General features: G+C 72.1%; 20 protein-coding genes, 1 tRNA gene and 4 pseudogenes. 17 read left to right on the forward strand and 8 right to left on the reverse strand.

What is annotated here, in order from left to right:
• The first annotated feature begins 101 nt into the window (after nt 1–101).
• Nucleotides 102–629, forward strand: a complete 528-nt coding sequence (locus tag KIF24_RS01660; protein ID WP_221082446.1) for an Lrp/AsnC family transcriptional regulator — start codon at nt 102–104, stop codon at nt 627–629.
• Here KIF24_RS01660 and KIF24_RS01665 read toward each other — a convergent pair.
• Nucleotides 548–1,573 (reverse strand): ArsR/SmtB family transcription factor, encoded by a 1,026-nt coding sequence (locus KIF24_RS01665; RefSeq protein WP_221082447.1) that lies wholly within the window; start codon nt 1,571–1,573, stop codon nt 548–550. The two genes, KIF24_RS01660 and KIF24_RS01665, sit on opposite strands and share 82 nt — an antisense overlap.
• A gap of 81 nt (nt 1,574–1,654) precedes the next feature.
• Between KIF24_RS01665 and KIF24_RS01670 the strand changes: the two are divergent.
• The 5 genes and pseudogenes from KIF24_RS01670 to KIF24_RS01690 all read left to right on the forward strand — a co-directional run.
• Nucleotides 1,655–2,865: pseudogene (locus KIF24_RS01670) on the forward strand (MFS transporter); the annotation flags it as partial.
• Nucleotides 2,866–3,034: 169 nt separating this feature from the next.
• Complete coding sequence (locus KIF24_RS01675) at nt 3,035–4,471, forward strand: outer membrane protein assembly factor BamB family protein (protein ID WP_221082448.1); 1,437 nt, start codon at nt 3,035–3,037, stop codon at nt 4,469–4,471.
• Nucleotides 4,472–4,559: 88 nt separating this feature from the next.
• A complete protein-coding gene (locus KIF24_RS01680; RefSeq protein WP_221082449.1) occupies nt 4,560–6,227 on the forward strand; it encodes a fumarate hydratase in 1,668 nt (555 codons plus the stop codon).
• 247 nt (nt 6,228–6,474) lie between these two features.
• Nucleotides 6,475–9,450: an AfsR/SARP family transcriptional regulator gene (locus tag KIF24_RS01685; RefSeq protein ID WP_221082450.1), complete on the forward strand. Its 2,976-nt coding sequence runs from the start codon at nt 6,475–6,477 to the stop codon at nt 9,448–9,450.
• Nucleotides 9,451–9,504: 54 nt separating this feature from the next.
• On the forward strand, nt 9,505–10,905 hold the full coding sequence (locus KIF24_RS01690) for a class II fumarate hydratase (protein WP_407939850.1): 1,401 nt from the start codon (nt 9,505–9,507) through the stop codon (nt 10,903–10,905).
• A 10-nt stretch (nt 10,906–10,915) separates the two neighbouring features.
• Here KIF24_RS01690 and KIF24_RS01695 read toward each other — a convergent pair whose 3' ends face one another.
• Nucleotides 10,916–11,149, reverse strand: coding sequence for a hypothetical protein (locus KIF24_RS01695; protein ID WP_221083200.1), 234 nt, complete (start codon nt 11,147–11,149; stop codon nt 10,916–10,918).
• On the opposite strand from KIF24_RS01695, the gene KIF24_RS01700 reads away from it, so the two are divergent.
• The gene (locus KIF24_RS01700) at nt 11,142–11,537 is read left to right on the forward strand and encodes a pyridoxamine 5'-phosphate oxidase family protein (RefSeq protein ID WP_221082452.1); all 396 of its coding nucleotides are present in this window, start codon (nt 11,142–11,144) and stop codon (nt 11,535–11,537) included. The genes KIF24_RS01695 and KIF24_RS01700 overlap by 8 nt on opposite strands.
• A gap of 311 nt (nt 11,538–11,848) precedes the next feature.
• On the opposite strand, the pseudogene KIF24_RS01705 reads toward KIF24_RS01700, so the two are convergent.
• Nucleotides 11,849–12,391: pseudogene (locus KIF24_RS01705) on the reverse strand (CGNR zinc finger domain-containing protein); the annotation flags it as partial.
• A gap of 86 nt (nt 12,392–12,477) precedes the next feature.
• On the opposite strand from KIF24_RS01705, the gene KIF24_RS01710 reads away from it, so the two are divergent.
• Together KIF24_RS01710 and KIF24_RS01715 are read left to right on the forward strand one after the other, a co-directional pair.
• Nucleotides 12,478–13,437: an EamA family transporter gene (locus KIF24_RS01710; RefSeq protein ID WP_221082453.1), complete on the forward strand. Its 960-nt coding sequence runs from the start codon at nt 12,478–12,480 to the stop codon at nt 13,435–13,437.
• A 196-nt stretch (nt 13,438–13,633) separates the two neighbouring features.
• Nucleotides 13,634–15,331 carry a S8 family serine peptidase gene (locus tag KIF24_RS01715; RefSeq protein WP_221082454.1) on the forward strand — a complete coding sequence of 566 codons (1,698 nt, stop codon included), beginning with the start codon at nt 13,634–13,636 and terminating at the stop codon, nt 15,329–15,331.
• 80 nt (nt 15,332–15,411) lie between these two features.
• On the opposite strand, the gene KIF24_RS01720 is transcribed toward KIF24_RS01715, so the two are convergent.
• Together KIF24_RS01720 and KIF24_RS01725 are read right to left on the reverse strand one after the other, a co-directional pair.
• Nucleotides 15,412–15,990 (reverse strand): hypothetical protein, encoded by a 579-nt coding sequence (locus tag KIF24_RS01720; RefSeq protein ID WP_230414788.1) that lies wholly within the window; start codon nt 15,988–15,990, stop codon nt 15,412–15,414.
• A gap of 423 nt (nt 15,991–16,413) precedes the next feature.
• Nucleotides 16,414–17,087, reverse strand: a pseudogene (locus KIF24_RS01725) (IclR family transcriptional regulator).
• Between the two features lie 63 nt (nt 17,088–17,150).
• Between KIF24_RS01725 and cysS the strand changes: the two are divergent.
• Together cysS and rlmB are read left to right on the forward strand one after the other, a co-directional pair.
• Entirely contained in the window at nt 17,151–18,566 is a 1,416-nt protein-coding gene (gene cysS / locus KIF24_RS01730; protein ID WP_221082455.1) for a cysteine--tRNA ligase, read from the forward strand.
• Nucleotides 18,566–19,686, forward strand: a pseudogene (gene rlmB, locus KIF24_RS01735) (23S rRNA (guanosine(2251)-2'-O)-methyltransferase RlmB). The gene cysS and the pseudogene rlmB overlap by 1 nt, the downstream one beginning before the upstream one ends.
• 65 nt (nt 19,687–19,751) lie before the next feature.
• Here rlmB and KIF24_RS01740 read toward each other — a convergent pair.
• The gene (locus KIF24_RS01740) at nt 19,752–20,843 is read right to left on the reverse strand and encodes an ABC transporter ATP-binding protein (RefSeq protein WP_221082456.1); all 1,092 of its coding nucleotides are present in this window, start codon (nt 20,841–20,843) and stop codon (nt 19,752–19,754) included.
• Between the two features lie 319 nt (nt 20,844–21,162).
• Between KIF24_RS01740 and KIF24_RS01745 the strand changes: the two genes are divergently transcribed.
• From KIF24_RS01745 to KIF24_RS01755, 3 genes are all read left to right on the forward strand, one after another.
• Nucleotides 21,163–21,236 (forward strand) — tRNA-Thr (locus KIF24_RS01745).
• 132 nt (nt 21,237–21,368) lie between these two features.
• Nucleotides 21,369–22,382 (forward strand): tyrosine-type recombinase/integrase, encoded by a 1,014-nt coding sequence (locus tag KIF24_RS01750; RefSeq protein ID WP_221082457.1) that lies wholly within the window; start codon nt 21,369–21,371, stop codon nt 22,380–22,382.
• A 212-nt stretch (nt 22,383–22,594) separates the two neighbouring features.
• A complete protein-coding gene (locus KIF24_RS01755) occupies nt 22,595–22,927 on the forward strand; it encodes a hypothetical protein (RefSeq protein WP_221082458.1) in 333 nt (110 codons plus the stop codon).
• 152 nt (nt 22,928–23,079) lie between these two features.
• Here the strand turns inward: KIF24_RS01755 and KIF24_RS01760 are convergent, their stop codons facing one another.
• Nucleotides 23,080–23,490 (reverse strand): GntR family transcriptional regulator, encoded by a 411-nt coding sequence (locus tag KIF24_RS01760; RefSeq protein ID WP_221082459.1) that lies wholly within the window; start codon nt 23,488–23,490, stop codon nt 23,080–23,082.
• A gap of 177 nt (nt 23,491–23,667) precedes the next feature.
• On the opposite strand from KIF24_RS01760, the gene KIF24_RS01765 reads away from it, so the two are divergent.
• The 3 genes from KIF24_RS01765 (at nt 23,668) to KIF24_RS01775 (ending at nt 25,643) form a co-directional block, all read left to right on the forward strand.
• The gene (locus KIF24_RS01765; RefSeq protein ID WP_221082460.1) at nt 23,668–24,903 is read left to right on the forward strand and encodes a helix-turn-helix domain-containing protein; all 1,236 of its coding nucleotides are present in this window, start codon (nt 23,668–23,670) and stop codon (nt 24,901–24,903) included.
• A 267-nt stretch (nt 24,904–25,170) separates the two neighbouring features.
• On the forward strand, nt 25,171–25,383 hold the full coding sequence (locus KIF24_RS01770) for a hypothetical protein (RefSeq protein WP_221082461.1): 213 nt from the start codon (nt 25,171–25,173) through the stop codon (nt 25,381–25,383).
• Entirely contained in the window at nt 25,380–25,643 is a 264-nt protein-coding gene (locus KIF24_RS01775; protein ID WP_221082462.1) for a hypothetical protein, read from the forward strand. Before KIF24_RS01770 ends, KIF24_RS01775 begins: the two co-directional genes overlap by 4 nt.
• Nucleotides 25,644–25,693: 50 nt before the next feature.
• Here the strand turns inward: KIF24_RS01775 and KIF24_RS01780 are convergent, their stop codons facing one another.
• Complete coding sequence (locus KIF24_RS01780) at nt 25,694–25,903, reverse strand: hypothetical protein (protein ID WP_221082463.1); 210 nt, start codon at nt 25,901–25,903, stop codon at nt 25,694–25,696.
• Between the last annotated feature and the right edge of the window lie 96 nt (nt 25,904–25,999).

Genomic DNA, 25,999 nt, shown 5'->3' on the forward strand with positions numbered 1-25,999 from the left:
CGGGATGGTGTGCTTGTGCCGAGCATCGCGGGGTGCGGGCTCACTGGGCAACCCTCTCCTCCAGTGCTGGTCAGGTTGCACAAACGGTATGGTATTGCCGTATGAACACTGGTCAGGTTGTCCAGCTCGACGAGCTGGATGCGCGGCTCATCGAACTGCTCGCCGAGGAGCCCCGGATCGGGGTGCTGGAGTGTTCGCGCCGGCTCCAGGTGGCCCGGGGGACGGTCCAGGCCCGACTCGACAAGCTGGTCGGCCGGGGCGTGATCGCCGGCTTCGGGCCGGACCTGGGCCCCGCCGCACTCGGCTTCACGGTGACCAGCTTCGTCACCCTGGAGATCAGCCAACGGCACGGGCACGACCCGGTCACCCGTCACCTGGCGGCGATCCCCGAGGTGCTGGAGGCGCACACCATCACCGGTTCGGGTGACCTGCTCTGCCGGATCGTGGCCCGCTCGAACACCGACCTCCAACGGGTGATCGACCAGATCGTGGCGTACGAGGGGATCACCCGGGCGTCCACCATCATCGCGCTCGCCGAGCAGATCCCCTACCGCGTCCTCCCGCTCCTGCGCTCCGCCGTGCGGTGGGGGTCGCCGGCGAGCGCGTCGCCGAGCGGAGTGCGCCGGTAGCGGACCGTGCGACCGGAGCGGACGCGGGCGACCAGACCCGCCTCGCGCAGCACCGCCAGGTGGTCGCCGACGCCGCCCAGGCTCAGCCCGAGCTGCACGACGAGCTGGCTGGTCGTGGCGGGCAGGGCGAGCGCCCGTAGCAGCGCCGCCCGGGTCCGCCCGACCAGCCGGTCCAGCACGTCGTCGGGCCGGGTGGGATCGGGCGGCCCGAGCAACTCGGCCACCCCGGAGGCCCGGTAGACGATCGCGAACGGCCACGGCGGCTCGACATAGTTGATCATCATGCCGAAGACCGTGGGGATGAACAGCAGACCCCGACCGTCGAGCGAGTAGCTGCGTGGATCGCGGTCGGCCACCTCGATCGCGCCGAGGCCGCCGCCGGAGACCCAGCGCAGCCGCGGGTCCAGATCGGCGACCGCGGCGCCCCAGCCGTACGCGAGCAGGCGGCCCGCACGGTGCACCAGGTCCCGTTCCAACACCGCCCGCAGGCGGGGCCAGTCCGGCTGGACCAGCGTCGCCCAGCTCGCCTCGATCGCGTCGGCGAGCTGGTCCACCACGTCCGGCGACTCGTAGATCCGGCGGGCGTACGCCGGTGGCGTCCGGAGCCCCGCCAGATTGCGGGCCAGTTCGTCGCGGGCCTGGGCGAGTGGGGTGGCGCGGACCACGGCAAGCTCCTCGGAGAAGTCCTGGCCGGTGCCGCTGGGTGCGGGGTGGATGAAGTCGGCGTTGTAGCCGCCGCGCCGCAGCAGCGCCAGCAGCGCGCCCACCGCCGGCAGTCGTCTGCGCAACTCGTCGTACGCCGGCCGGACCCGGGCCACCCACGGCGCCAGCCCGGGCACTGCGTGTTGACCCGTGCAGAGCCGCAGCGCCCAGACCGCCTCGCCCAGCGGCGAGATGGCGTACCGGCTGGCCGCCATGTCCGACGGGGTGACCTCGATCCGCATCGTCCGACCTTTCGTTCCCGAGCGAAAGGATAGAACGGGCCGGTCCGGGCCGCCACGCTGGTCGGCGTGACCAAGACCAGCATGAACGCGCCGGCCGACCGGCCGGCCACCTTCCGGGACGTCTTCGCAGTCGTCGAGTTCCGGGTGATCTTCGCCAGCTTCGGCGTCTTCGTGATCGGCGAGACGGTGAAGATGCTCGCGCTGTCCGTGCTGGTCTACGAGCGCACCGGTTCCGGCCTGCTGGCCGCCCTGGCCTACGTGACCGGTTTCCTGCCGCACGCCCTCGGCGGTTTGTTCCTGCTGGCGCTGGCCGACCGGTGGCCGGCCCGCCTGTTGATCGTCGGCTACGACCTGCTGCGCCTCGCCACGGTCGCGGTGCTCGCCACCGGTGTGCTCCCGCCACCGGCAATGCTCGGTCTGGTCGCCGTGGTGGCCCTGTTCGGCCCGGTCAGCAGCGCCTCGCGGGCCGCGTTGCTGCCCGAGATGCTGCGCGGCGACGGGTACGTGCTGGGACGCTCGCTGCTCACCGTGGCCGCCGGGGGCACCCAGGTGGCCGGGTTCGCCCTCGGTGGCCTGCTGCTCGGCCTGGTGGGGCCGTACGGCGCACTCTGGCTGACGGCGGCCACCTGCGGCCTCTCCGCGCTGCTGGTGCGCGTCGGCCTCGCCCGCCGCCCGGCCCGCGCCCGGTCCGCCCTCGCGGCGGGGCCGGCGTCGGTGGGGCGATCCGGGAGACCCTGCGGGTCAACCGGAAACTGCTCGCCGACCGCCGGGTCCGGGGACTGCTGCTCGCCCAGTGGCTGCCCGGCTCGCTGCTGGTCGGCGCCGAGGGGGTGGCCGTGCCGTACGCGGCCGACCTGGGTCCGGGGGCGAGTGCCGGTGTGCTGCTGATGGCCGGGGCGGGCGGCATGCTCGTCGGCGACCTGCTGGTGGGTCGGTTCGCGGCGCCGGCCCGCCGGGAACGCTGGACGCCGTGGCTCGCGCTGCTGCTCGGCGTACCCATGCTGCCATTTCTGGCCCGGCCGGCGCTGGTGCCGGCCGCGATCCTGTTCGCGGTGGCCACCGCGGGCTTCGCCTATCAGCTCGGGCTGGCCCGACGGTTCCTCGAAGCGGTTCCCGAGATGCGCCGCGGGCAGGCGTTCGGGCTGGTCAACACCGGCATGATGGCGACGCAGGGGCTGGCCGCGGCGGGTGGGGGCGCGCTGAGCGAGGTGCTGGCGCCGGGCGTCGTGATGGCGGTCGCCGGCGCCGCGTCGGTGGTCGCCACGCTGGCCCTGTGGCCGGTGCTCGCCCCCACCGTGCCGGACCGTCGCCGCCCGCACCCCGTCGCACGGTAGCGTCACGGTCGCCGAGGGTGGGGTCGATGCGGGGCGCCGCCGCCCGGGGCGCCGACGAGGGGTCCTTCCTGCCACGACACGCGGTGCGGTGCGGGCGGTGGCGGGCGGGGATGGCTACCGTGTCCCGGTGGCGAAGGGGAGCGGCCTCGGCGTACGTGGCTGGCTGCTGCTCGGCCTGACCACGGTCGTGGTGCTCGCCGCTACCGGAGTATGGAACCCATTCCCCACCATGTGGGACTGGGTCAACCGGCGCCAGCCGATCTCCGAGCCGGACGTGACCTGGCAGCAGCGGATCGGCGGCACCCCACGCAGCGTCACCATTGCCGGTGATGCCCTCGTGATCGAGCAGCGCACCCGGGTGGAGGCCCGCAGCCTGGCCACCGGCAGCCAGCTCTGGGAACGCAAGGCGGACTGGAGCGCGGTGGCCGGCGCCGGGCCGGACGCCGTGGTCGCGGTGGGCCGGCTGCTGGTGAAGGGGTACGAGGTGCTCGACCCGACCACCGGCGTCACCCGGCGGCGCGACGGCGACGCGGTGGCTGTCTGGACATACCGGAACCTCCTGCTCGACGCGCACTGCGTGGCGGCCACCGACTGCACCCTGAGTGCCTGGGATCCGCGCGGGACGGCGCCGCTGTGGACCGCCTTCCTGCCCGGGGTCAGCACCGGCCTGCTCGCCGACAACCCGAACCTGCTCGACACCCGCCGGTTCACCACCAACCGGATCGACGACGGGGTGGCCGGCCCGGAGGCGGTACCACCACTGCTCGGTTTCCCGGTCGACGGTCGGGTGCACGTGGTGGACACGGCCACCGGCCGAGTGCTCCAGAACGTCGAGCCCGACCGGGACGAGCGGCTCGCCGTGATCGGTGGTCGCCTGTTGCGGATCACCGCCCGCTCCCAGGACGGCAACTGCTACTTCGCGATCTCCGGCCGGGACTCGGCCACCGGGCAGGAGGCGTGGCAGCAGTCGGGGATCAACCTGCGCACCGCCGACAGCGCCGGCTGCGTGCAGCGGGAGGACCCGTACGGCGCCCGGAACGTGCTGGTCGGTGTCTCACCCGACGGTCGGGAGGCCGTCCTCGACGGGTACGACGGTCGGTTGTTGCTGGTCACCGCCAACTCCGAACGGGTGCTCGCCGTCGACGACCGGTACGCCGTCGTGCGTACCGCCGACGGTGGCGGGGTCTCCGCCCGCGAGCTCGGCCCCGGACAGGTCCGGTGGAACCGGCCGACCGGTGAGAAGGCGGGTGCGGCGCTGACCCCGTACGCGGCGATCGTCGCCGACCAGAAGCCCAACCGGTTGGTCGCGCTCGACCCGCGTACCGGGCGGGAACTGGCCGTGCTGCGAACCTCGGCGAACGCGCTCGCGGTCGGCCCCGCCGGCATGGTGATCGGGGAGGGCCGGGAGATCGGCTACCTCCGCTTCGGCGCGACGGGTGGGAACCCGTCGGGCGACGGCAACGGGAGCGACGGCGGCGATCCCGGAGCCGGCAGCGACCCGCGACCGCAGCACACCTGCGGTGCGAAGAACGAGTCGTGCGCCACCCCCGACCCCGGCAAGTGACCATCCACCGGGCCGGATTCGGGCGGCGTCGCGGTACCCCACCCGGCGGCTGGGACTGATCGACCCTTCTGCCCTAGGCTTTGCCGTCATGAGCAGCGCCGCCGACTTCTCGTACGCCTCCCTGCTGCCGACCGGTCCGGACCAGACCGAGTACCGCCTGATCACCGACGAGGGCGTCGACGTCGTCAACGGTCCGGGCGGTCGCCGGTTCCTCACCGTGGAACCGGCCGCGCTGACCGCGTTGACCGCCGAGGCGATGCACGACATCGCACACTTCCTGCGCCCCGCCCACCTGGCCCAGCTGCGGTCGATCATCGACGACCCGGCGGCCTCGCCGAACGACCGGTTCGTCGCGTTGGACCTGCTGCGCAACGCCAACATCGCCGCCGGCGGGGTGCTGCCGATGTGCCAGGACACCGGCACCGCGATTGTGATGGGCAAGCGTGGCCGGCACGTGCTCACCGACGGTGGCGACGCCGAGGCCATCTCGCGCGGCGTGTGGCAGGCGTACACCCGGCTGAACCTGCGCTACTCGCAGCTGGCCCCGCTCACCATGTGGGAGGAGCGGAACACCGGCAGCAACCTGCCGGCCCAGGTCGAGCTGTACGCGGAGGATCCGGACGGCCAGCCGGACGCGTACAAGTTCCTCTTCATGGCCAAGGGGGGCGGCTCGGCGAACAAGTCGTACCTCTACCAGGAGACCAAGGCGCTGCTGAACCCGACGCGGATGATGCAGTTCCTGGAGGAGAAGCTGCGGTTGATCGGCACCGCGGCCTGCCCGCCCTACCACCTGGCCGTGGTGATCGGCGGCACCAGCGCCGAGTACGCCCTCAAGACCGCGAAGTACGCCTCGGCGAAGTACCTCGACGCCCTGCCCACCTCGGGCTCGATGACCGCGCACGGCTTCCGTGACCTGGAGCTGGAGGCCGAGGTGCTGGAGCTGACCCGCAACTTCGGCATCGGCGCGCAGTTCGGCGGGCGCTACTTCTGCCATGACGTACGGGTGGTGCGGCTGCCCCGGCACGGCGCGTCGTGCCCGGTGGCGATCGCCGTGTCCTGCTCGGCGGACCGGCAGGCGGTCGCCAAGGTCACCCCGTCGGGCGTTTGGCTGGAGCGACTCGAAACCGACCCGGCCCGCTTCCTGCCCGAGGTCACCGAGGCGAGCCTGGACCCGACCGAGGTGGTCCGCGTCGACCTCAACCGGCCGATGGACTCCATCCGCGCCGAGCTGTCCAAGTACCCGGTCAAGACGCGGCTGTCGCTGAACGGCCCGCTGGTGGTGGCCAGGGACATCGCCCACGCGAAGATCGCGGAGCGGCTGGACGCGGGTGAGCAGATGCCGCAGTATCTGCGCGACCACGCGGTCTACTACGCCGGCCCGGCGAAGACCCCGGAGGGCTACGCCTCCGGCTCGTTCGGCCCGACCACGGCCGGGCGGATGGACGCGTACGTGGAGAAGTTCCAGGCCGCCGGCGGGTCGATGGTGATGCTGGCCAAGGGCAACCGGTCGGCGCAGGTCACCCGCTCCTGCGAGCAGCACGGCGGCTTCTACCTCGGCTCGATCGGCGGCCCGGCGGCCCGGCTCGCGCAGGACTGCATCAAGCACGTCGAGGTCCTGGAGTACGCGGAGCTGGGCATGGAGGCCGTCTGGAAGATCGAGGTGGTGGACTTCCCGGCCTTCATCGTCGTCGACGACAAGGGCAACGACTTCTTCGCCGAGGTGACCAAGCCGGTGCTCACCATCGGCCGCCACTGACGGCAACCGGTGCCCGCCGGGCCGACCGTTTGGCGAGAGTCTGCGGCGGTGTCGACATCGGTGCGCCCGCCCGCGGGACGGGCGGGCGCACCGCCCCCGTCGGATGCGTCACCGTCATCCCGCACCAGTGTCGTCCCCGGTCCTTTCGATCTGCTCTCACCTCGCTCTCACCACAGTGGTGCGCTGCGTAACCGGCGCGGCTACCCTGCTGGAGCTACGCAAGTTGCACGGCGGGGGCTGACTGACGATGCGCTTCGGGATCCTGGGACCCTTGCGGGTCGGCGCCGGGGAGGGCACCCTCACCGCCGGCCGGGACCGGATCGTCCTCGCCGTGCTCCTGCTGCGGTCCGGTCGGATCGTGCCGGTGGACGAGTTGGTCGACGCGGTCTGGCAGGAACGGCCGCCCGCCACCGCCCGCGCCCAGTTGCAGACCTGCGTCTTCCGCCTGCGGCAGCGCTTCGCGGCGTTGGGGATCCCGCCGGAGACGATCGTCACCGATCCGGTCGGCTACGGCGTACGGACCTTCGGCGGCGAACTCGACGCCGAGGTGTTCGGCGCCGAGGTGAACGCGGCGCGCAGCGCCCTCACCGCCGGTCAGCTCGCCGAGGCCCGCCGCCACTTCCGCACCGCGCTGGCGCTCTGGCGGGGACCGGCGCTCGACGGCATCGCCAGCCCCGGCGTGCGACGGCGGGCACACACCCTCGACGAACGGCGGTTCGACACGCTTGAGGAGTGCGTCGACATCGAACTGCGGCTCGGCCTGGCGGCCGACCTGATCGACGAGCTGACCGATGCCGTCGAGCGCCAGCCCCTGCGGGAGCGGCTGCGCGGGCAGCTCATGCTCGCCCTGGCCGGCGTCGGCCGGCAGGCCCACGCGCTCACCGTCTACCAGGACGGCCGTCGGTTGTACGCCGAGGAACTGGGCATCGAGCCGGGCCCGGCATTGCAGGAACTGCACCAGCGGGTGCTCGCGGGTGACCTGGCCGTGGCCGGCCCCGGACACCAGCCGATGCCGCCGGTCCGGGCGCTGCCCCGAGTGATCAGCGACTTCACCGGGCGCCAGGAGACCATCGCGCGGCTGGTCAAGGAGATCGAGGAGGACCAGGCCCGGGTCCAGCTGATCGACGGTATGCCGGGCAGCGGCAAGACCACCCTCGCGGTGCACCTCGCGGCCCGGCTGGCCGACCGGTACCCCGACGCGCAGCTCTTCATCGACCTGCACGGGCACAGCGCCCGCTCGCCGCTCACCCCGGCCGCGGCCGTGGCGGCCCTGCTGCGGCAGCTCGGTGTTCCGACGGAGCGGATCCCGCCGGACCTGGACGACCGACTGGCGATGTGGCGCACCGAGCTGACGGCGCGGCGTGCGCTGCTGCTGCTCGACAACGCCGGCAGCGCCGACCAGGTGACGCCGCTGCTGCCGACCGGGCCCGGCTGCCTCACCCTGATCACCAGTCGTCGCCGGCTGGTCGGTCTCGATGAGGGGCGACCCTCCTCGCTCCCGGTACTCGATGCGGGGGAGGCCGTCGAACTCCTCGGCCGGGTGGCCGGTGAGGCGCGGGTAGCTGCCGAGCCGGTGGCCGCGGCCGAGGTGGTGCGCCGCTGTGGCTACCTGCCCCTGGCGATCCGGCTGGCCGGCGCTCGCCTGGCCCACCGTCCTCGGTGGCGCATAGCCGACCTGGTCGAACGCCTCCGCGACGCCGGCGACCCACTGGCGGAGCTGGCGGCGGGGCAACGGTCCGTCGGCGACGCCTTCGCCCTGTCGTACGCCCAGGTGACGCCAGCGGCGCAGCGAATGTTCCGGCTGCTCGGCCTGCACCCGGGCATCCGGTTCGACAACACCGTCGCCGCCGCGCTCGCCGAACTGCCACTCGCCGAGGCTCAGGACGTGCTCGACGAGCTGGTCGACGCGCACCTGGTCGAGGAGCCGGAACCGGGCCGGTACCGGCTGCACGACCTGGTCCGTGAGTACGCCCGCACACTGTTGGACGAGCCGGGAAACTCGGCGGAGTATCGGGCGGCGCTGGAGCGGCTGCTCGACCACCACCTGTACACGGCCGCCGAGATCGCGCGGAGAGCCGAGTACCCGAGCAGCCGGCGGGGGTTCGTCCTGCCGGAGCCACCCCGCGCGGATCTGGTGGAGGTGTGCGCGAGGCAGGGGCTCAGCTGGGCCGACGAGAACCGGATGGCATTGACAGCCCTGTCCCGGATGGCGGAGGAGGAGTTCCCCCGGCACTGCTGGCAGATGGCCTGGGCCTGCTGGCGGCCGTTCTGGAACGGCGGGCAGATCGACGAGCTGACCGAGATGCACACCGTCGGATTGCGAGCGGCGGAGGCGCTGCGCGACGACTCGGCCGTGGCGCTGATGCTGAACTACCTCGCCTCCGCCTGCTACCGGCGGGCCGAGTTCGTGTGGGCCGTCCGACTGTTGGAGCGGGCGGTCGAGGCCAGCCGGGGGGACGTGTGCGGAGAGCAGCTCGCGAACAACATCTGGAATCTCGGCGCTGCCCACTCAGCCAACGGCGACCACCGCCAGGCCATCGAGTACTTCAACGAGGCTTCCCGGGTGCTGCGGCGTCTGGACCGCCGGGCCGAGCTGACCAATCTCAACAACACCACGTACGGGCTGCTGTGCTGGGGGCACTACGGGGAGGCACTCCGGAGCAGCCGGACGCACATGGCGGTGGCGCGGGCGGCGGCCGATCATCGGCAGTTGGCCAACGCGGTGGGGCACACAGGGCTGATCCGCTACCGCATGGGTGACACCGATCCGGCCCGGCGGCTGCTGCGGGCCGGGCTGGCCCTGCACCGCAAGGTCGGCAACCGGTTCGACGAGGGGGACGTGCTCAACGGGTTGGGAATGATCGAACGGGAGGCGGGCCGGCCGGCGGCGGCGGCGACGCTGCACCGGGAGGCGTTGATCGCGATGGCGGACGCGGGGGACCGGATCGGGCAGTGCGCCTCGCGGAACCTGCTGGCCCGTGCCCTGCTCGATCAGGGGGACGTGCAGAGCGCACTGGACCTGTTCCGCCGGGTCCTGCGGGACGCCACCAAGGTCAACCATCGGCACCAGCAGGCCCAGGCGCTGGACGGCGTCGCCCGCTGTCTGCGGCTGAGCGACCCGGCGGCGGCCCGGTCGCACTGGACGCGGGCGCTGGCCCTGTTCCGGCAGCTCGACGTGCCCGACCAGGACGAGGTGGCGGCGCTGCTCGCCGCGCTGGACTGAGCCGGCTGTCGCGATCATCTGCACGTCCCCGCCCGGCGCGGCAGGATGGTAGGCGTGACGACTAGGGAGACGACCGGCTACCGGATCGAACGTGACTCGATGGGCGAGGTCGAGGTGCCCGCCGAGGCGCTGTGGCGGGCACAGACACAGCGGGCGGTGCAGAACTTCCCGATCTCGGGCCGGGGGATCGAGCCGGCCCAGATCCGGGCGCTGGCCCAGATCAAGGGTGCGGCGGCCGACGTCAACGGTGACCTGGGCGTGATCGACCCGAACGTGGCCGCGGCCATCGCCGCCGCCGCCGCGCACGTGGCCGACGGCGGGTACGACGACCAGTTCCCGGTCGACGTGTTCCAGACCGGCTCCGGCACGTCGTCCAACATGAACACCAACGAGGTGATCGCCACGCTCGCCGGCCGGGAACTGGGCCGGGACGTGCACGCCAACGACGACGTCAACGCCTCGCAGTCCAGCAACGACGTCTTTCCGTCCTCGATCCACCTTGCCGCCACGGAGGCGGTCGCGCGGGACCTGCTGCCGGCGCTGGCCCACCTGGCCGGCGCGTTGGAGGCGAAGGCCGGTGAGTTCGAGACCGTGGTCAAGGCCGGGCGCACCCACCTGATGGACGCCACTCCGGTGACCCTCGGGCAGGAGTTCGGCGGATACGCCGCCCAGGTCCGGTACGGCATCGAGCGGCTGGAGGGGGCGCTGCCTCGACTGGCCGAACTGCCGCTGGGCGGCACGGCGGTCGGCACCGGGATCAACACCCCGCTCGGCTTCGCCGCACGGGTGATCGAGAAGCTGCGCGACTCGACCGGGCTGCCGCTGACCGAGGCGCGGAACCATTTCGAGGCGCAGGGTGCCCGGGACGCGCTGGTGGAGACCTCCGGGCAGCTGCGTACCGTCGCGGTCGGGCTCTACAAGATCGCGAACGACATCCGCTGGATGGGCTCGGGCCCCCGCGCCGGGCTGCGCGAGCTGCGCATTCCCGACCTCCAACCGGGCTCGTCGATCATGCCCGGCAAGGTCAACCCGGTGGTCTGCGAGGCCGTCCGGCAGGTCTGCGCGCAGGTCATCGGCAACGACGCGACCGTGGCCTTCGCCGGCTCGCAGGGCGACTTCGAGCTGAACGTGATGCTGCCGGTGATGGGCCGCAACATCCTGGAGTCGATCCGGCTGATCGCCGCGTCGAGCCGCCTGCTCGCCGACAGATGCGTGGTCGGCCTGGTCGCGGACGCCGAGGTCTGCCTGTCGTACGCCGAGGGCTCGCCGTCGATCGTCACCCCGCTCAACCGCCACCTCGGGTACGACGAGGCCGCCTCGATCGCCAAGGAGGCGCTGGAGAGGCAGATCTCCATCAAGGAGGTGGTGCTCTCCCGGGGGCACGTCGACTCCGGCAGGCTCACCGAGGTCCAGTTGGAGGAGGCGCTCGACCTGCTCCGGATGACCCATCCCTGAGCGGGGTCGGTCAGCCCGTGGCGGGCCGGCGCCCGGGTACCCAGGCGAGGAAACGGGCGAAGATCGCGGCCGGATCCGGGCCGCAGTCCGGGTGGAGGCGGTACAGGTCGGCGGTGGCCTCGTGCAGCACCCCGCAGAGGTAGACACTGAGCGCGATCCGGTCATGGGCGCTGTTGAAGGAGATCGCGGAGTCATGGAGTTGACCGGCGCACGCTGGGCAGCACCGCCGTGCTGACGTGATCACCTTTCCCGGTGGGGAGGTCCTGGAACGGTTGGCGCGGGAGCGGGTCGTCTGGCTGTGCACGCTGCGGCCTGACGGCTCACCGCACCTGACGCCGGTCTGGTTCCTGTATCTCGGTGGCGCATGGTGGATCGGCACCGGCGAACGCAACCGGAAGGTCCGCAACATCGCCGCTGATCCCCGGGTGTCGCTGGCGCTGCCCGACGGTGACGCGCCGGTCGTCGCGGAGGGCGAGGCGAGCATCGTCCGCCAGCCCTTTCCGTCCGACATGGTCGAGGGGCTTCGCCAACGGTACGACGGTTGGGACGTCACGGTGGACGGTCCGGACGGCCGCTATGTCCTGCTCCGGGTCGCGGTGACCCGCTGGCTGATGGCCGGCCGCGCGCGCTGACCCGCCGGCCCTGCCCGCTGACCCGCCGGTCGCCCACTCCGGTCCGCCCGGCGCGCATGCCGCCGCCCTGCCGCCCGGCCCTTGCGCCCCTGCCGGCCTTCCGCCCCACTCACTGGCTCCTTTGCTCTGCTTCACCCGACGCAACGGTTTCCGTGGACATCTGTTGCGTGGGTTGAAGCAGAGCAAAGGAGCCGAGGGGCATGGTCCTCCCCCTCGGGACAGCCGAAGTCGCCGAGGATCGTACTGCCGCGGACGGGTGAGGGTGCGCGTGGACGATCGGTCAGCGGCCGCAGCGCCCGGGGCGACGGGTCAGGGCGGGCGGCGGCCTTGCGGGCGCGGTAGGCGCTGACCGCGGCCCGGTTGCCGCAGCCCGCTTCGCAGAACCGGCGGGAGCGGTTCTTCGAGAGGTCGACCAGCACGTTGTCGCAGTCGGGGTGCTCACAGCTGCGCAGCCGACGCAGCTCGCCGCCGCGCACCACGTCCGCGATCGCCATCGCCGCCTCGACCGCCATCCTGGTCGCGAGGGGGGCGTCCCGGGGTACGGCGTGCAGGTGGTATGGCTCGGTGTCGTGCGTGATGAGCTGGGGCAGCGCGCGGTGTTCGCGGAGCAGCCCGTTGACGATCGACACGATCTCGTCGACCTCGGCGTACCAGAGCCGGCGTAGCCGGGGACGCAGCGCACGTACCGCCCGCAGCTCGGCCTCGCTGTGCTCGTGCCGCCCGCTGTAGGCGTGGGTGACGTAGAAGGCGTCCAGGGCGGCGATGTCGGGCAGCCCTTCGCCGTCCGGGCTGTCGGTGTTGACCAGCGCGGCGGCGGCGATCAGCGAACATTCAGTGTCATGGGCGAACAGCAACTTGACTCCTGTCATGACCCCGGTCTAACGTCATCGGCGTAACCCTAGTTTGCCCATGGCGGGCGAGTCGCGCCAAGGAGAGCCTGATGCGTCAACCGTCCGCCGCCGGTGTCGGCCTCGCCCTCGCCCTGCTCTCCGCGGTCACCTTCGCCACCTCGGGCACCTTCGCCCGCTCGCTGATCGACGACGGCTGGTCGGCTGAGGCGGTGGTCATCGCCCGGGTCGGTGTCGCCGCCCTGGTGCTGACGACGCCCGCGGTGCTGGTGTTGCGGGGGCGGTGGTCGGTGCTGCGCCGCAACCTCGCCTCGATCGGCGTGTTCGGGCTGCTCGGGGTCGCGCTCGCCCAGGCATGCTTCTTCAACGCCGTGCGTTACCTGCCGGTCGGTGTCGCGCTGCTGCTGGAATATCTCGGCATCATCCTCGTCGTCGGATGGATGTGGCTGGCGCAGGGACAGCGCCCCCGGCGGCTGACCGTGGCCGGCTCCGTGGCGGCCCTCGCCGGCCTGGTCTTCGTGCTCGATCTGACCGGTGCCGGGCGGCTCGACCCGGTCGGCGTGCTCTGGGGACTGGGAGCGGCGGTCGGACTGGCCGGCTACTTCGTGCTCGCCGGCCGCGCCGACGCAGCCCTTCCATCGGTCGTCATGGCCAGCGGCGGGATGGCCGCCGGCGCTGGAGTGTTGCTGCTGCTCGGCCTGGTCGGAGGGCTGCCACTGCGGGCAACCTTCGACACCGTGCAGTTCGCCGGGCAGCAGACGAGCTGGCTCGTACCGATCGCCGGGCTCGCGCTGGTCGCCGCGGTTGTCGCGTACCTCGCGGGGATCGCCGCGGTCCGCGTCCTCGGTTCCCGGCTGGCGTCCTTCGTCGGGCTGAGCGAGGTGCTGTTCGCGGTGCTGATCGCCTGGTTGCTCCTCGGTGAGCTGCCGACGGTCGGGCAACTGCTCGGCGGGGCACTGATCGTCGCGGGGGTGGCGCTGGTGCGCCTCGACGAGTTGCGGGCGCCCATCGAGTCGGCGCAACCGAAGGCGCCGGAGCCGACGTTCGCGTGACACGCTGGCGGGGAGACCCACTGCCGACCGGGGTCGTGCCGGACGCGACAGTGTCGACCCTGGCGGACCTGCCCGCCGTCGTGGCCGGCCTTTCCGGCGAAGAGGATCTTCCAGCGCAGATCCGACGCCGGTCTGGCGAAACCTCGGCTGTTGATGTCTGATGACGCCACGTACCTCAACGAGAGGATTCGATGTGGTGAGCAAGCGCTTCACCGTCGGTGCCGTCGCGACCGCGGCGGTACTGGCACTCACGGTGACGGGCCTGGCCGTGCCGGCCAGCGCCGACCCGACGGCCCAGCGGACCTTCACCGTGGTCGCCGAGGACGGCGTCTCCGCCGACGCGGCCATCGCCGCGATTCGCTCGGCCGGTGGGACTGTGGTGTCCCGGGCCGACGAGGTCGGCGTTTACCAGGTGAGCAGCGACCGGGCTGACTTCGCGACGAAGGCGACCTCCGCCCCGGCGCTGATCGGCGCCGCCGAGCAGCAGGCGATCGGGCGCAAGCCCCGGTTGGACCGGGTCGAGCAGGAGCACCTGCTGGCCGCGGCCACCGCCAAGGGTGCCGCCCGGAAGCCGGGTAAGAAGCCGGCCAAGATGGACCCGCTGGACGACAAGCTCTGGGGCCTGGAGATGATCCGGGCCGACAAAGCGCGCAAGGTCGAGCCCGGCGACCGCCGGGTGACCGTCGGCGTGCTCGACACGGGTGTCGACGCCAGCCACCCCGACATCGCCCCGAACTTCAACTGGGCGCTGTCGCGCAACTTCGCCCCCGACATCGTCGACATCGACGGGGAGTGTGAGGTGGCGAGCTGCCTCGACCCGGTCGGCACCGATGACGGCGGGCACGGCACCCACGTCGCCGGCACCGTCGGCGCCGCCGCCAACGGCTACGGCCTCTCCGGCGTCGCACCCAAGGTGTCGCTGGTCGAGCTCAAGGGCGGCCAGGACTCCGGCTACTTCTTCCTCAACCCGGTGGTCAACGCCCTGCTGCACGCGGGCCGGTCGGGCCTGGACGTGGTCAACATGTCGTTCTACGTCGACCCGTGGCTCTACAACTGCACGGCGAACCCGGCCGACTCGCCGGAGGCGCAGGCGGCACAGCGGGCCACCATCCGGGCCATGAAGCGCGCGCTGACCTTCGCCCACAACCGGGGCGTCACCCTCGTCGGTGCGCTGGGCAACAGCCACGAGGACCTGGGTGACCCGCGGACCGACTACTCCAGCCCCAACTACGGGGACGTCCCGCCGTACCCGCGCGAGATCGACAACGACAGCTGCTGGGATCTGCCCACCGAAGGCGCGCACGTCATCAGCGTCTCTTCCGTCGGCCCGTCCGGTAAGAAGTCCGACTTCTCCAACTACGGCACCGAGCAGACCGCCGTCGCCGCGCCGGGCGGCTGGTACCGCGACGGCTTCGGCACCGACACGTTCCGCACCGACGCCAACATGATCCTCTCCACGTACCCGAAGAAGGCCCTCCAGGAGGAGGGCGTGGTCGACGAGGACGGCAACATCGTGCCGGGCGCCGAGACGTTCGTGTTCAAGGAGTGCAAGGCCAACGGCGAGTGCGGGTACTTCACGTACCTGCAGGGCACCTCGATGGCGGCGCCCCACGCGTCCGGCGTGGCGGCACTCATCGTGAGCCGGTACGGCAAGCAGCGGGGCCGGGCCGGCTTCGGCCTGGCACCGAACCTGGTCGAGCAGCACCTCTACCGGACGGCCGCCGAGCACGCCTGCCCGGAGCCGCGGTTGCAGAGCTACGTCCAGGAAGGGCGGCCCGCCGAGTTCGACGCCTACTGCGCCGGCTCGGTCAACTTCAACGGCTTCTACGGTTACGGCATCGTCGACGCCTACGCGGCGGTGACCGCCCCGCTCAAGCCGAAGGCCCGTCCGTGACGGCACGCACCACTCGCCCGTGACGGTCGGTGGGGCGGCTGGTCGGGATCTTTCCGGCCGGCCGCCCCGCCGTTTGCCCGTCATCGGTGCCGGCCCCGGTCGACCAGGGCGGCCCGGACCTCCCGCAGGACCGACGGGAAGTCCTGGTGTGCCCGACGGAGGGTCACGTGGAGCACCAGCCAACCCGCCCTGACGAGCGGGTAGAGCCGCTGCCCGTCGAACTGCACCGCCACTCGGTGCTCCGGCCAGGCGAGACCGGTGTGCAGGATCGCGCCCCCCGGCACCTGCACCGGGTGCTGGGTGGCCGGGCGCGGCAGCCCGGCCAGGACCAGCCGTGCGCGTAGGTGCGACTCGGCGGGCGAGAGGGCGGCCGGATCGGCCAGCTCGAAGACCCGGCGGGCCCGGCGTGCCCCGGGGCGGTCGTCGTTGGCGGTGGCGACGTCGGCGAGTGCGGCGGTCGTCGTCAGACCTCGCCCGAGCAGCGCGTCGACGATGCCTACCGCGCGGACCGGCTCCAGCCACACGGCGCTGTCCCAGGCGGCCTGGGCCGCGTCGGTGTGCGCAGGGGTGCCCTTGATGGGGAGCCGGGCCAGGGACTCCCGGGCCAGGGTGTGCACCTGTAGGCCCCGTTGGCTGCGCAGCCCGGCCGGGGCCGGCACCAGGACGTGGACGGCTTCGGTGACGCCGGCGGCGTGCTCGACGCCGTGCAGGAACGCCGCGGACGGGCCGGCGACGGCCGCCCCTCCGGCAACTGGAGAGCCACCGCGCGGCAGGCCAGGGCATGGTCCCGGTCGAGTCGGGCGTCGGCGTAGATGTCGTGCCGCAGCCGCACCCAGGCGGAGCTGCGGAGCTGGTAGGTGGTGAGCAGGCCCCGGCGGACGGCGTCCGAGCCGCGGAAGACCTGCCAGGCCAGGGCCTCCGGTCGGTGTGCTTGAGCTGGCATGACAGCAGACTGCGTGCCCGGCGACCCCCGCCGCGACCCCTGTGGACAACGCGCGCCACCGCCGCACCGCCCGGCTGTGGAAAACGCCCGGCCCCACCCGTTTCTGTGGTACGACAGCGGACTCCGGCGCGGTGGCGGTTCAGCGCAGCGCGGCGGCGACGGCGGTGGCGGCGGCGAGGACCTGCGCACCGACCGCCTCGCCGTCCAGCGGGGCCAGCGCGACCACCCCGACGCTCGCCTCCAGGCCGGGCACCCCGAGCACCGGCGCGGCCACGCCGTACGCCCCGGGTTGCAGCTCACCGATGGTGCTCACCGGGCCGGCGGCGCCCGTCCGCCCGGCGAGGATGGCCCGCCCCGCCGCGCCGCGCCCCAGCGGATGCCGAGCCCCGGTCCGGTACGCCACGTGGAACGACGTCCAGCTCGGCTCGACCACGGCCAGCGCCACCCCTTCGCCGCCCTCCACCACGGTCAGGTGGGCGGTTGCCCCGGCCTGCTCGGCAAGACGCCGCAGCGCGGGCAGCGCCCCTCGGCGAGCAGCGGCTGGGCCCGCCGGGCCAGGTGCAGCACCCCGGCGCCGAGGCGCAGCCGGCCGTCGGCGTCGCGGCGCAGCATCCCGTGCCCGGTCAGCGGGCCGACCAGCCGGTAGACCGCGGCCCGGCCGATGCCCAGCCGGTTCGCCGCCTCGGTGACGGTCAGCCCGCCCGAGGCGTCCGCGACCAGGTGCAGCAACCGCAGCCCCCGGTCCAACGTCTGCGACGCCTCGCCGCCGGGCAGGGTGGGCGGCGGGTCGATACCGGGCGTCGGGGTGCTCACGACCAGCAGCGTACGACCCGGCTCCGGCGGACCGGGAAAACGACGGACGGCTACCCTTGTACGGTGACGCTACGCCTGTACGACACCGCCACCCGATCGGTGCGGGACTTCGTCCCGCGGGAAGCCGGCACGGTGGGGGTCTACCTGTGTGGTCTCACCCTCCAGGCGCCACCGCACATCGGTCACCTTCGTTCCGGCGTCAACTACGACGTGTTGCGCCGCTGGCTGCTGGCCGCCGGCCTCAGGGTCACCTTCATTCGCAACGTGACCGACATCGACGACAAGATCCTGGTCAAGGCGCAGGAGCTGGAACGGCCCTTCTGGTCGATCGCGTTCGCCAACGAGATGAGGCTCGCCGGGGCCTACCGGGCGTTGAACGTGCTGCCGCCCACCTACGAGCCGCGGGCCACCGGGCACATCCCCGAGATGCACGAACTGATCGCGCGGCTGATCGAACGGGGGCACGCCTACCGGGCCACCGACGGCTCCGGCGACGTGTACTTCGACGTGCGGTCGTGGCCGGCGTACGGGGCGTTGTCCAACCAGTCGCCGGACGACATGCAGTCGGCCGATGACGCCCCGGACCGCGGCAAGCGTGACCCGCGCGACTTCGCACTCTGGAAGGGCGCCAAACCGGACGAGCCGGCGGACGCCGCCTGGCCGTCGCCGTGGGGGCCGGGCCGGCCCGGCTGGCACATCGAGTGCTCGGCGATGTGCTGGCGGTATCTGGGCGCGGAGTTCGACATCCACGGCGGCGGGCTCGACCTGACCTTCCCGCACCACGAGAACGAGTTGGCCCAGTCCCAGGCCGCCGGCCTGTCCTTCGCCCGGTACTGGGTGCACCACGGCCTGCTCGCCATCGGCGGGACGAAGATGGGCAAGTCGCTGGGCAACGCCCTCGACCTGGACTATGTCGCCTCGCTCGGGGTCCGCCCGGTCGAGTTGCGCTACTACTACGTCGCCGCGCACTACCGCTCGCGGATCGACTACTCGGAGGAGGCGCTGCGCGAGGCGGCCGTCGCGTACCGGCGGATCGAGGGTTTCGTGCAGCGGGCCGCCGAGCGGGTGGGGGCCGGTGGTCCCGGCGAACTGCCGGCCGCGTTCGCCGCGGCGATGGACGACGACCTGAACACCTCGGCCGCGCTGGCCGTACTGCACGAGTCGCTGCGCGACGGCAACAACGCGCTGGCCGGCGGCGACGATGTGACCGTCCGCACGACGCTCGCCAGGGTGCGCGCGATGCTGGATATCCTAGGGGTCGACCCCCTCGACCGGGCGTGGGCCGGCGGCGCGCGGGCGAGTGACCTCCGTGGCGTGGTGGACTCGCTGGTCGCCCTGGCCCTGGAACAGCGCGCGCAGGCCCGGGTCCGCAAGGACTGGGCAGCCGCCGACGCGCTGCGTGATCAACTCAAGCGGGCCGGAGTGGTTGTCGAGGACACCCCACAGGGCCCGCGTTGGACTATTGGAGAGCATGACTGATGGCCGGCAATTCGCAGCGCCGTGGCCGGCGGGTGGCGTCGAAGACGAGCGCGCCCAAGGGCTCCGGTGGCAAGAACAAGGATTCCCTCGCCGGCCGGGGCCGCACCCTGCCGGCCGACGAGCGGCCCTGGCACAAGGCGTACTCGGGCACCGAGAAGCTGCCCCAGCGCACCGCCTGGAAGCAGGAGAAGGAGCGCCGGGCGGCGGTCGAGGAGGGACGGGCGCCGAAGATCGGCAAGCCCGGTAGCAAGGACACCACCTGGGGCCGGGGCGGCGGCCGGGGCGCGGCTCCCGCCAAGCCCGTCCGCGGCAAGCAGCCCGCCGGGCGGGGCGGCCCCGGGTCGCACCGGGGCGCAAGTCCAACCCGGCGAAGGACACTCCCGAGCTGCTCGTCGGCCGGAACCCGGTGCTGGAGGCGCTACGCACCCAGGTCCCGGCCACCGCGCTCTACAACGCGCAGGGCATCGAGATCGACGACCGGGTGAACGAGATCATCCGCACCGCGGCCGATCGGGGCATCGCCATCCTGGAGGTCAGCCGCGCCGAGCTGGATCGGATGACCGGGGGCGTGCTGCACCAGGGGGTCGGCCTCCAGGTGCCGCCGTTCGCGTACGAGTCGTTCGAGGATCTGGTCGCCGCCGCGCTGGAGCAGCCGGCCCCGCTGCTGGTGGCCCTGGACGGAGTCACCGACCCGCGCAACCTCGGTGCCGTGATCCGTTCGGCTGCGGCGTTCGGCGCGCAGGGTGTCTTCGTTCCGGAACGGCGGGCGGCCGGGATCACCGCGACCGCCTGGCGGACCAGCGCGGGTGCGGCGGCCCGGGTGCCGGTGGCCCAGGTCACCAACCTGACCCGGTCCCTGAAGGCGTGCCGGGATGCCGGCTTCATGGTGGTCGGCCTCGACGCCGACGGCGAGACCGATCTGTACGACCTGGAGGCCGCCGTCGGTCCGCTGGTCGTGGTGGTGGGATCGGAGGGGCGGGGGCTGTCCCGGTTGGTGGGGCAGACCTGCGACCTGACCGTCAGCATCCCGATGATCTCCGAGGTGGAGTCGCTGAACGCGAGCGTGGCCGCCGCCGTCACGTTGGCCGAGGTGGCGCGCCGGCGGGCCGTCGAGGGCTGACCCCGCAGCACGTACGCGAAGGGCGGGCCCGCCGACAGCGGGCCCGCCCCTTCCCGGTTGCTACGTCAGATGCGCTGCCCGCTGGCGGCGTGGAAGACGTGGTTCTGGCCGGCGCGCGGCTTCACGAAGATCGTGTCGCCCATGCTCGGCATGGTCCGCCGGTCGGTACGCACCACGAACCGCTCGGAGGCGCCGTCCAGCGCGGCGTGGCCGTAGACGTTGGCGTCGGAGCCGAGGTCCTCGACCAGCTCGACCACGACCGGCATGCCGCCCTCGGTCGGGCTGACGATGTCGCAGTCCTCCGGGCGGAAGCCGACGGTCACCTTGCCGTCGCCGCCCTCGGCGCCGGCCGCCTCGGCCTGCTCCCGGGTCAGCGGGAGGAACATCTCGGCGAAGGCCGCGCCCTGCTCGGTGAGCGGCACGGTCTTGATGTTCATGGCGGGCGAGCCGATGAAGCCGGCGACGAAGACGTTGGCCGGGGCGTCGTAGAGCGCCCGCGGGGTGTCCACCTGCTGGAGCACGCCGTCGAGCATGACCGCCACCCGGTGACCCATGGTCATGGCCTCGACCTGGTCGTGGGTCACGTAGACGGTGGTGATGCCGAGGTTGGCCTGTAGCGAGGCGATCTGGGTACGGGTCTGGACCCGGAGCTTGGCGTCGAGGTTCGACAGCGGCTCGTCCATCAGGAAGACCTGGGGCTCCCGGACGATGGCCCGGCCCATCGCGACCCGCTGGCGCTGACCGCCGGAGAGCGCCTTGGGCTTGCGGCTGAGGTACTCCTCCAGCTGGAGCAGCGCCGCCGCCTCCTTGACCCGCCGGTCGATCTCGGCCTTCGAGGTCTTGCGCAGCTTCAACGCGAACGCCATGTTCTCGTACACCGACATGTGCGGGTAGAGGGCGTAGTTCTGGAAGACCATCGCGATGTCGCGGGCCTTCGGCGGCAGGTGGGTGACGTCCCGGTCGTCGATGTAGATCGCGCCGTCGTCGACGTCCTCCAGGCCGGCGAGCATGCGCAGGCTGGTTGACTTACCACAACCGGAGGGACCGACGAGGACGAGGAACTCGCCGTCGCCGATCTGAAGGTCGAGCTGGTTGACCGCGGGGCGTTCGGTGCCCGGGTAGATGCGGGACGCCTTCGCGTAGGTGACCGTAGCCATGAGGGGACGCTTCCTTTCACCGGCAGGAACGTGCCGGACGATCCGAGTGAAGGAGCGACCGGCACGGATGCCCGCGCCGGCGCCACGGTCGGCCTGGGGTGAGCCCATGTCGTCCGTGTCACTGCACGGTAAACGGCTTTCGCCGGGATGCCAAGGTTCGCCGACCGTCGGCACTTCTGGAGCATTCGCATTCCGGTCACTCGGGCACGGTCGGACACGAATCGACGCTCACACGTCGGGATGTTGACGTTTCCCATGCTCGGGACCCCTGCCGAGCAGGAAAAGCGGACGTCGGTCGCTATGCTGGCCACGACACAACGCCCCTGTAGCTCAGCTGGCCAGAGCACCCGCCTTGTAAGCGGGATGTCGCCGGTTCGATCCCGGCCGGGGGCTCAAATCATTCACTACCTGCGCAAACGTCGGTGAGCCCTTGAGAAAGGCAAACCGTACGATGCTTAGGGACTACCCGCCTATGCACTCCGCGGCTGATCCGCGCTGGTGGGGCCTCGGACGAGGGTTGGCGACATGACCCGCCAACACCCCAAGATCCGACGCCGTGACCCCGGCCCCTACCGGGCCTGGATCGCCTCCTGGACGCTCAGCCTTCAAGCCGCCAGGCGTAGTCAGAAGACCATCGCCGGCTACGTCGACGCGGCCGCGTTCCTCGCCGGCTGGCTCCTGGCCCACCATCCGACCCTGACCGATTGGGATCAGGTAAACCGCGACCACGTTCGCGGCTTCTTTGCCTGGCTTGCCCGGCCGTCGGGCGACGGAAAGCCGTGCCCTCATGCCCTGGTTGATCCTTCGGCCGCGCCACCGGGGTGCCGGGGCTATGGGAAGGGGTACGTCAACCACGTCGGTCGAGGACTGCAGCAGTTCTTCAGCTGGTACGCCGCAGAGGAGGACCTGCCCAACCTCTTCGACAAGGTCGACGTGCCGGCGGCGCCCAAGAGCGACGAGGCTCCGCCTGCGGTCCTGACCCCGGAGCAGCTGGGCGCGCTCATCAAGGACTGCGAACGTGGCAGAGACTTCGAGAGCCGCCGCGACGCGGCGATCTTGCGTCTGTTCGCCGCCGGCGGACTCCGCCTCGCCGAGCTGGCGCTGCTCCAGGCCGACGACGTCAGCCCACACGGCCGGACAGCCGTGGTCACAGGTAAAGGCAGCCGGCAGAGGATCGTGCCATTCGACCAGCGCGCGGCTTTGGCGCTCGACCGGTACCTGCGGCTGCGGGCGAAGCACCCTGCGGCCAGCCTGACCTCCGCGTTATGGCTCGGGGTGCGCCGGCGTCAGGGCATGACCCCGTCTGGCATCTACCAGGCGATCGTCCGACGAGGGCGGCGTCTCGGGGTGCCCATTCACCCGCACCTGCTGCGTCACACCTGGGCGCATCGGTGGCTCGACGCCGGCGGGGCTGAGGGCGACCTCATGGCTCTGGCCGGATGGGACTCGCCGCAGATGCTGCGCCACTACGGCCGGTCCGCACGATCTGCACGGGCTCGCCGGGCGTACGACCGGATCGACGTCATGGGTGGGATTTGATCATTTAGTAAGGGTTCCTTAACCAGGAGTTAAGACGATGTGTGGGTAGCCGGCCGGGTGGTCCTTGCGTTGTCAACGGTTGCTGGCGGTGGAGAGACAGGGGATGACCTTGGGATCTCGGACCGTTACCGTGCTGTCACGCGGCTGGGACGACGAGGGTGAGACGTGGGACCAGCCGCCGACCCGCCAGCAACCCAGGAGGCTCACCCCAGATGGACGATCAGGAGACCCGCACATCTGCATCTCTGCGTCCCGACCAGCTATGGCTTCTCGCGGCCGCTGTCGTGACGGCCGTGGTGGCCACGGTGCATCTACTATCCCACGACCTCGACGAATCGCTGTCGCCCATGCTCGCCGGAGTTGTGGTCGGATCATGGTGCGTGTACGCCACCACCAGGTCCGAGGCGCGGACGGCTGACCGCATCGACGCCCTACGGCGCGAACTGCAGCAGCACCGGACCGAGGACTTCGCAGCAGGATTCGTCGAGGGCGCGGGCGGCGTCGGCACCGGCCGCGTGGTCCCGATACGCAGGTCTGCGACGTAGACCGCTGAGGGTCGCCGTCGGGTGGGGCTGGGTGAGAGCCCGCCCCGACGGCGGATCCCTCCAGCACGAGACCGGAGATCGTCGATCTTGACGGGCGATATTCGTCGACGTCAAGGCGGTTAAGCCATAGGTGAAACATCCACGGGTTGCCGTTACCGGCAGGTCAGCTCAGTCGTTGATGCGGGGTACTCCCCAACGATCCGACCGCCCACCGTCACCACCAGGACGTGCTCGCCGACTGCGACACCCAACGCGTGACGTTGCGCGTGTGACGCTGGCAGACTCACCACCGACGCACCCCGCGGCACTGAGACGCGGTGCCGCTCTGCTGCATAACGCACCCGCGTACCGTAGCTCGGCTCGGTCTCCACCAGACCCTCGGCGCGTAGCACCCCCAGGGCCCGCCGTACCGTCTCGCGGCTCACGCCGTACGTCTGCTCTAACCGTTTGCTCGACGGCAGCAACCCTCCCGGCGCGACCTCGCCGGCCTCGATCGAGGCACGCAGCAGGTCGGCAAGCTGCTGGTAGACAGCCCGCCGACCTGCCGCGCCGAAGTCGATCATTTTCCGAACGGTACGGCCGACTCTCCACATAGGTGCCTGGGATCCGGGGATCCCCGGCCCCTCGGCGCGCTCCCGGGCGGACCAGGCTACGCCGGCGTACCGTCTGAGGTGGCGGCCCGTCGGTTGTAGCGGTCGGCGGGGCCGCCGCCCAGACCGCTACCTGGGGGAGTCCCTACCATGACCCGATCCACCGGACAGATCCTCGCCGACCACCGGCAGCGCGCGAGCCTCACCCAAGAGCAGCTCGCCGAGCGCTCCGGTATCAGCGTTGAGACCATCCGCAAGCTGGAGCAGGGAGTCCGCAAGAGCGCGCGCATGGACACGCTGCACGCCCTGGCTCGCGCCCTCGGTCTACCGACTAGTGCGCTGATCGGCGACCAGGCCGAGGCCGCGGCCCGCGCCGAGCCGGATCACCGGCCGCTGTCGCTGGCCGAGATCCGCCGTGCCGTCGCACCGGTGCGCGGCCTCGCCGGCACCACCCTCGCTGTGCCAGCCGGTGACCCGCCGACGCACGACGTGCTTCGCGCCCGACTGCACGCAGCCGACCGGGCGTACCAGGCCAACGACTACGGCACCGCGTTGTCGGCGTTGCCGCCGCTGCTGCTCGATGTTCGGGCGGCCGCCGGGATGGCCGACAACGAGGCCCGGCCGGCAGCGCTGGTGCTCTTCGCCCGTGCCCTCCACCTCACCGGCAATCTGCTGATCCAGCTGCGGGCGGGCGACCTCGCTCAGACCGCGCTCACCGCCGCCCTCGACGCCGCGGAGGAGGCCGGCGACCAGGTCGTCGCGGCCACCGTCGTCCAGGGCATGACCTGGCTGCTGATGAGGCAGGGCAGGCTCGCCGAGGCCGCTGAGCTGGCCACGTGCACCGCCGACCAGATCGAGCCTCGGTTCTCCCGGGCCGCGCCGGCAGAGCTGGCGGCGTGGGGCTGGCTGGCCATGGGGGCTGCGGCGGCGTACGCCCGCGACAACCGCCCGGACGTGGCGGCCGAGCTGGTCGACGCGGCCGCCGCGGCGGCGGTCCGGATCGGAGAGCGGGCACCGGGCGGGGAGCACCTGATGATGGTCGGCGGCTTCGACGTCGGCCGGGTGCAGATGCAGCGCGTCGAGAACGCCGCGGTCGGCGGCGACGCCGGCCGCGTACTCACGCTGTCTGAGGCGGTGCCAGCCGGGCCGACGCCGGTCGGGTCGAGCTGGCAACGGCACCGCCTGGACGTGGCATGGGCGCACACCGATCAGCGCCAGTACGCCGACGCCACTGCCGTGCTGCTCGACCTCCAGGAGCGGGCGCCGGCGTGGCTGCGGCACCAGCGGTACGCCCGCGATGTCGTCCGGCAGATCGCCGAGGGCCGGCGCCGGGCGATGTCGACGGAGCTGGCCGGGCTGGCCGCGCTGGTCGGCTGTATGCCGTAGCTGGCACGCCACGTACCAGCTACCGGCTGGTAGCTGGTAGCTGGTAGCGAGTGCCCCTGGTTGATCGCCGATCTACACGCGACTCTCAGAGCGTGAGTCGCCGGTTACCGTGCGCCGCCCCCGTGGTGCACGGCAGCCGAGCTCACCGCGGCGGCAGCTTCTCACCAGGACCCGATGCTGGTCCGATGCCGCCGTGTCGGAGAGACCGGCGGTCGATGCAGGGGATGCTCGGCCGCCGGGTCCCGACTCCGGGGAGGGCGGCCGAGCATGAACTGGCGATGGTGGACCAAGCGGCGGCGGGCGGCGAGTCAGATCGACCGGACCGGCCCTGCGACCGCGTACATGCACAGGTGCGGCGCCCTGTCCTGCGAGGGCGACTGCCAGCCAGCGTGGGCTGGGCCGACCGAGCTGCACCCGATGCCACTGCTCGGCACCCCGGCCGAGCGGTACCGGGGCGGCGGCGGACGGTCCCAGGCGTGACAGGGCAACCCGACGCGACGGCCGACGAGAACGTGCCCGTGGTGCTACGGATGATGCGGCGAGGCATGTGGGTCTACGTGCGGGTCGACTATGCCGCCCTGTACGGCACCGTCGTGGAGATCTCGGGCCAACGGTTGTCGGAGGTGAGCGGTGGTCCGCTCGCGCCCATGTGGGCCACCGTCGACCTGCACGAGATCCCGGGGCTCGTCGTGGGTGACGCGAGGACCTGGACGCCTCCGGCCGGCGGTCCCGCGACATGACAGTGAGCGGCCCCCGTCCCCATGAGGACGGGGGCCGCTTCACGTTCCGACTACGCCTCGGGCCGGCCGGCCTTGCGCATGACCTCGGCGCGGCGCAGCTGGTAGACGCCGCGGGTCGACAGCGGCTTGGTTCGCCACCCCTGGCCCTCGTCACCCCACTCGCGGGCGCGTTGCTCCGGGTCGGCGAGTGAGCGCTGCACGGTGCGGGCGGACACCTCCAAGACCTGGGCGGCCTCGCGGACGGTCATCCACTCGCTCAAGGTCCGCTCCCCAGGTTGTCGCCGGTGTCCTCCGGATGATCTCACGACAGTCGCGCCAGCCATAGCCACGCCCGACAGCGTATCGGCGTGGCGACA

It is taken from the genome of Micromonospora tarapacensis (genome assembly GCF_019697375.1).
Lineage (GTDB): Bacteria > Actinomycetota > Actinomycetes > Mycobacteriales > Micromonosporaceae > Micromonospora > Micromonospora tarapacensis.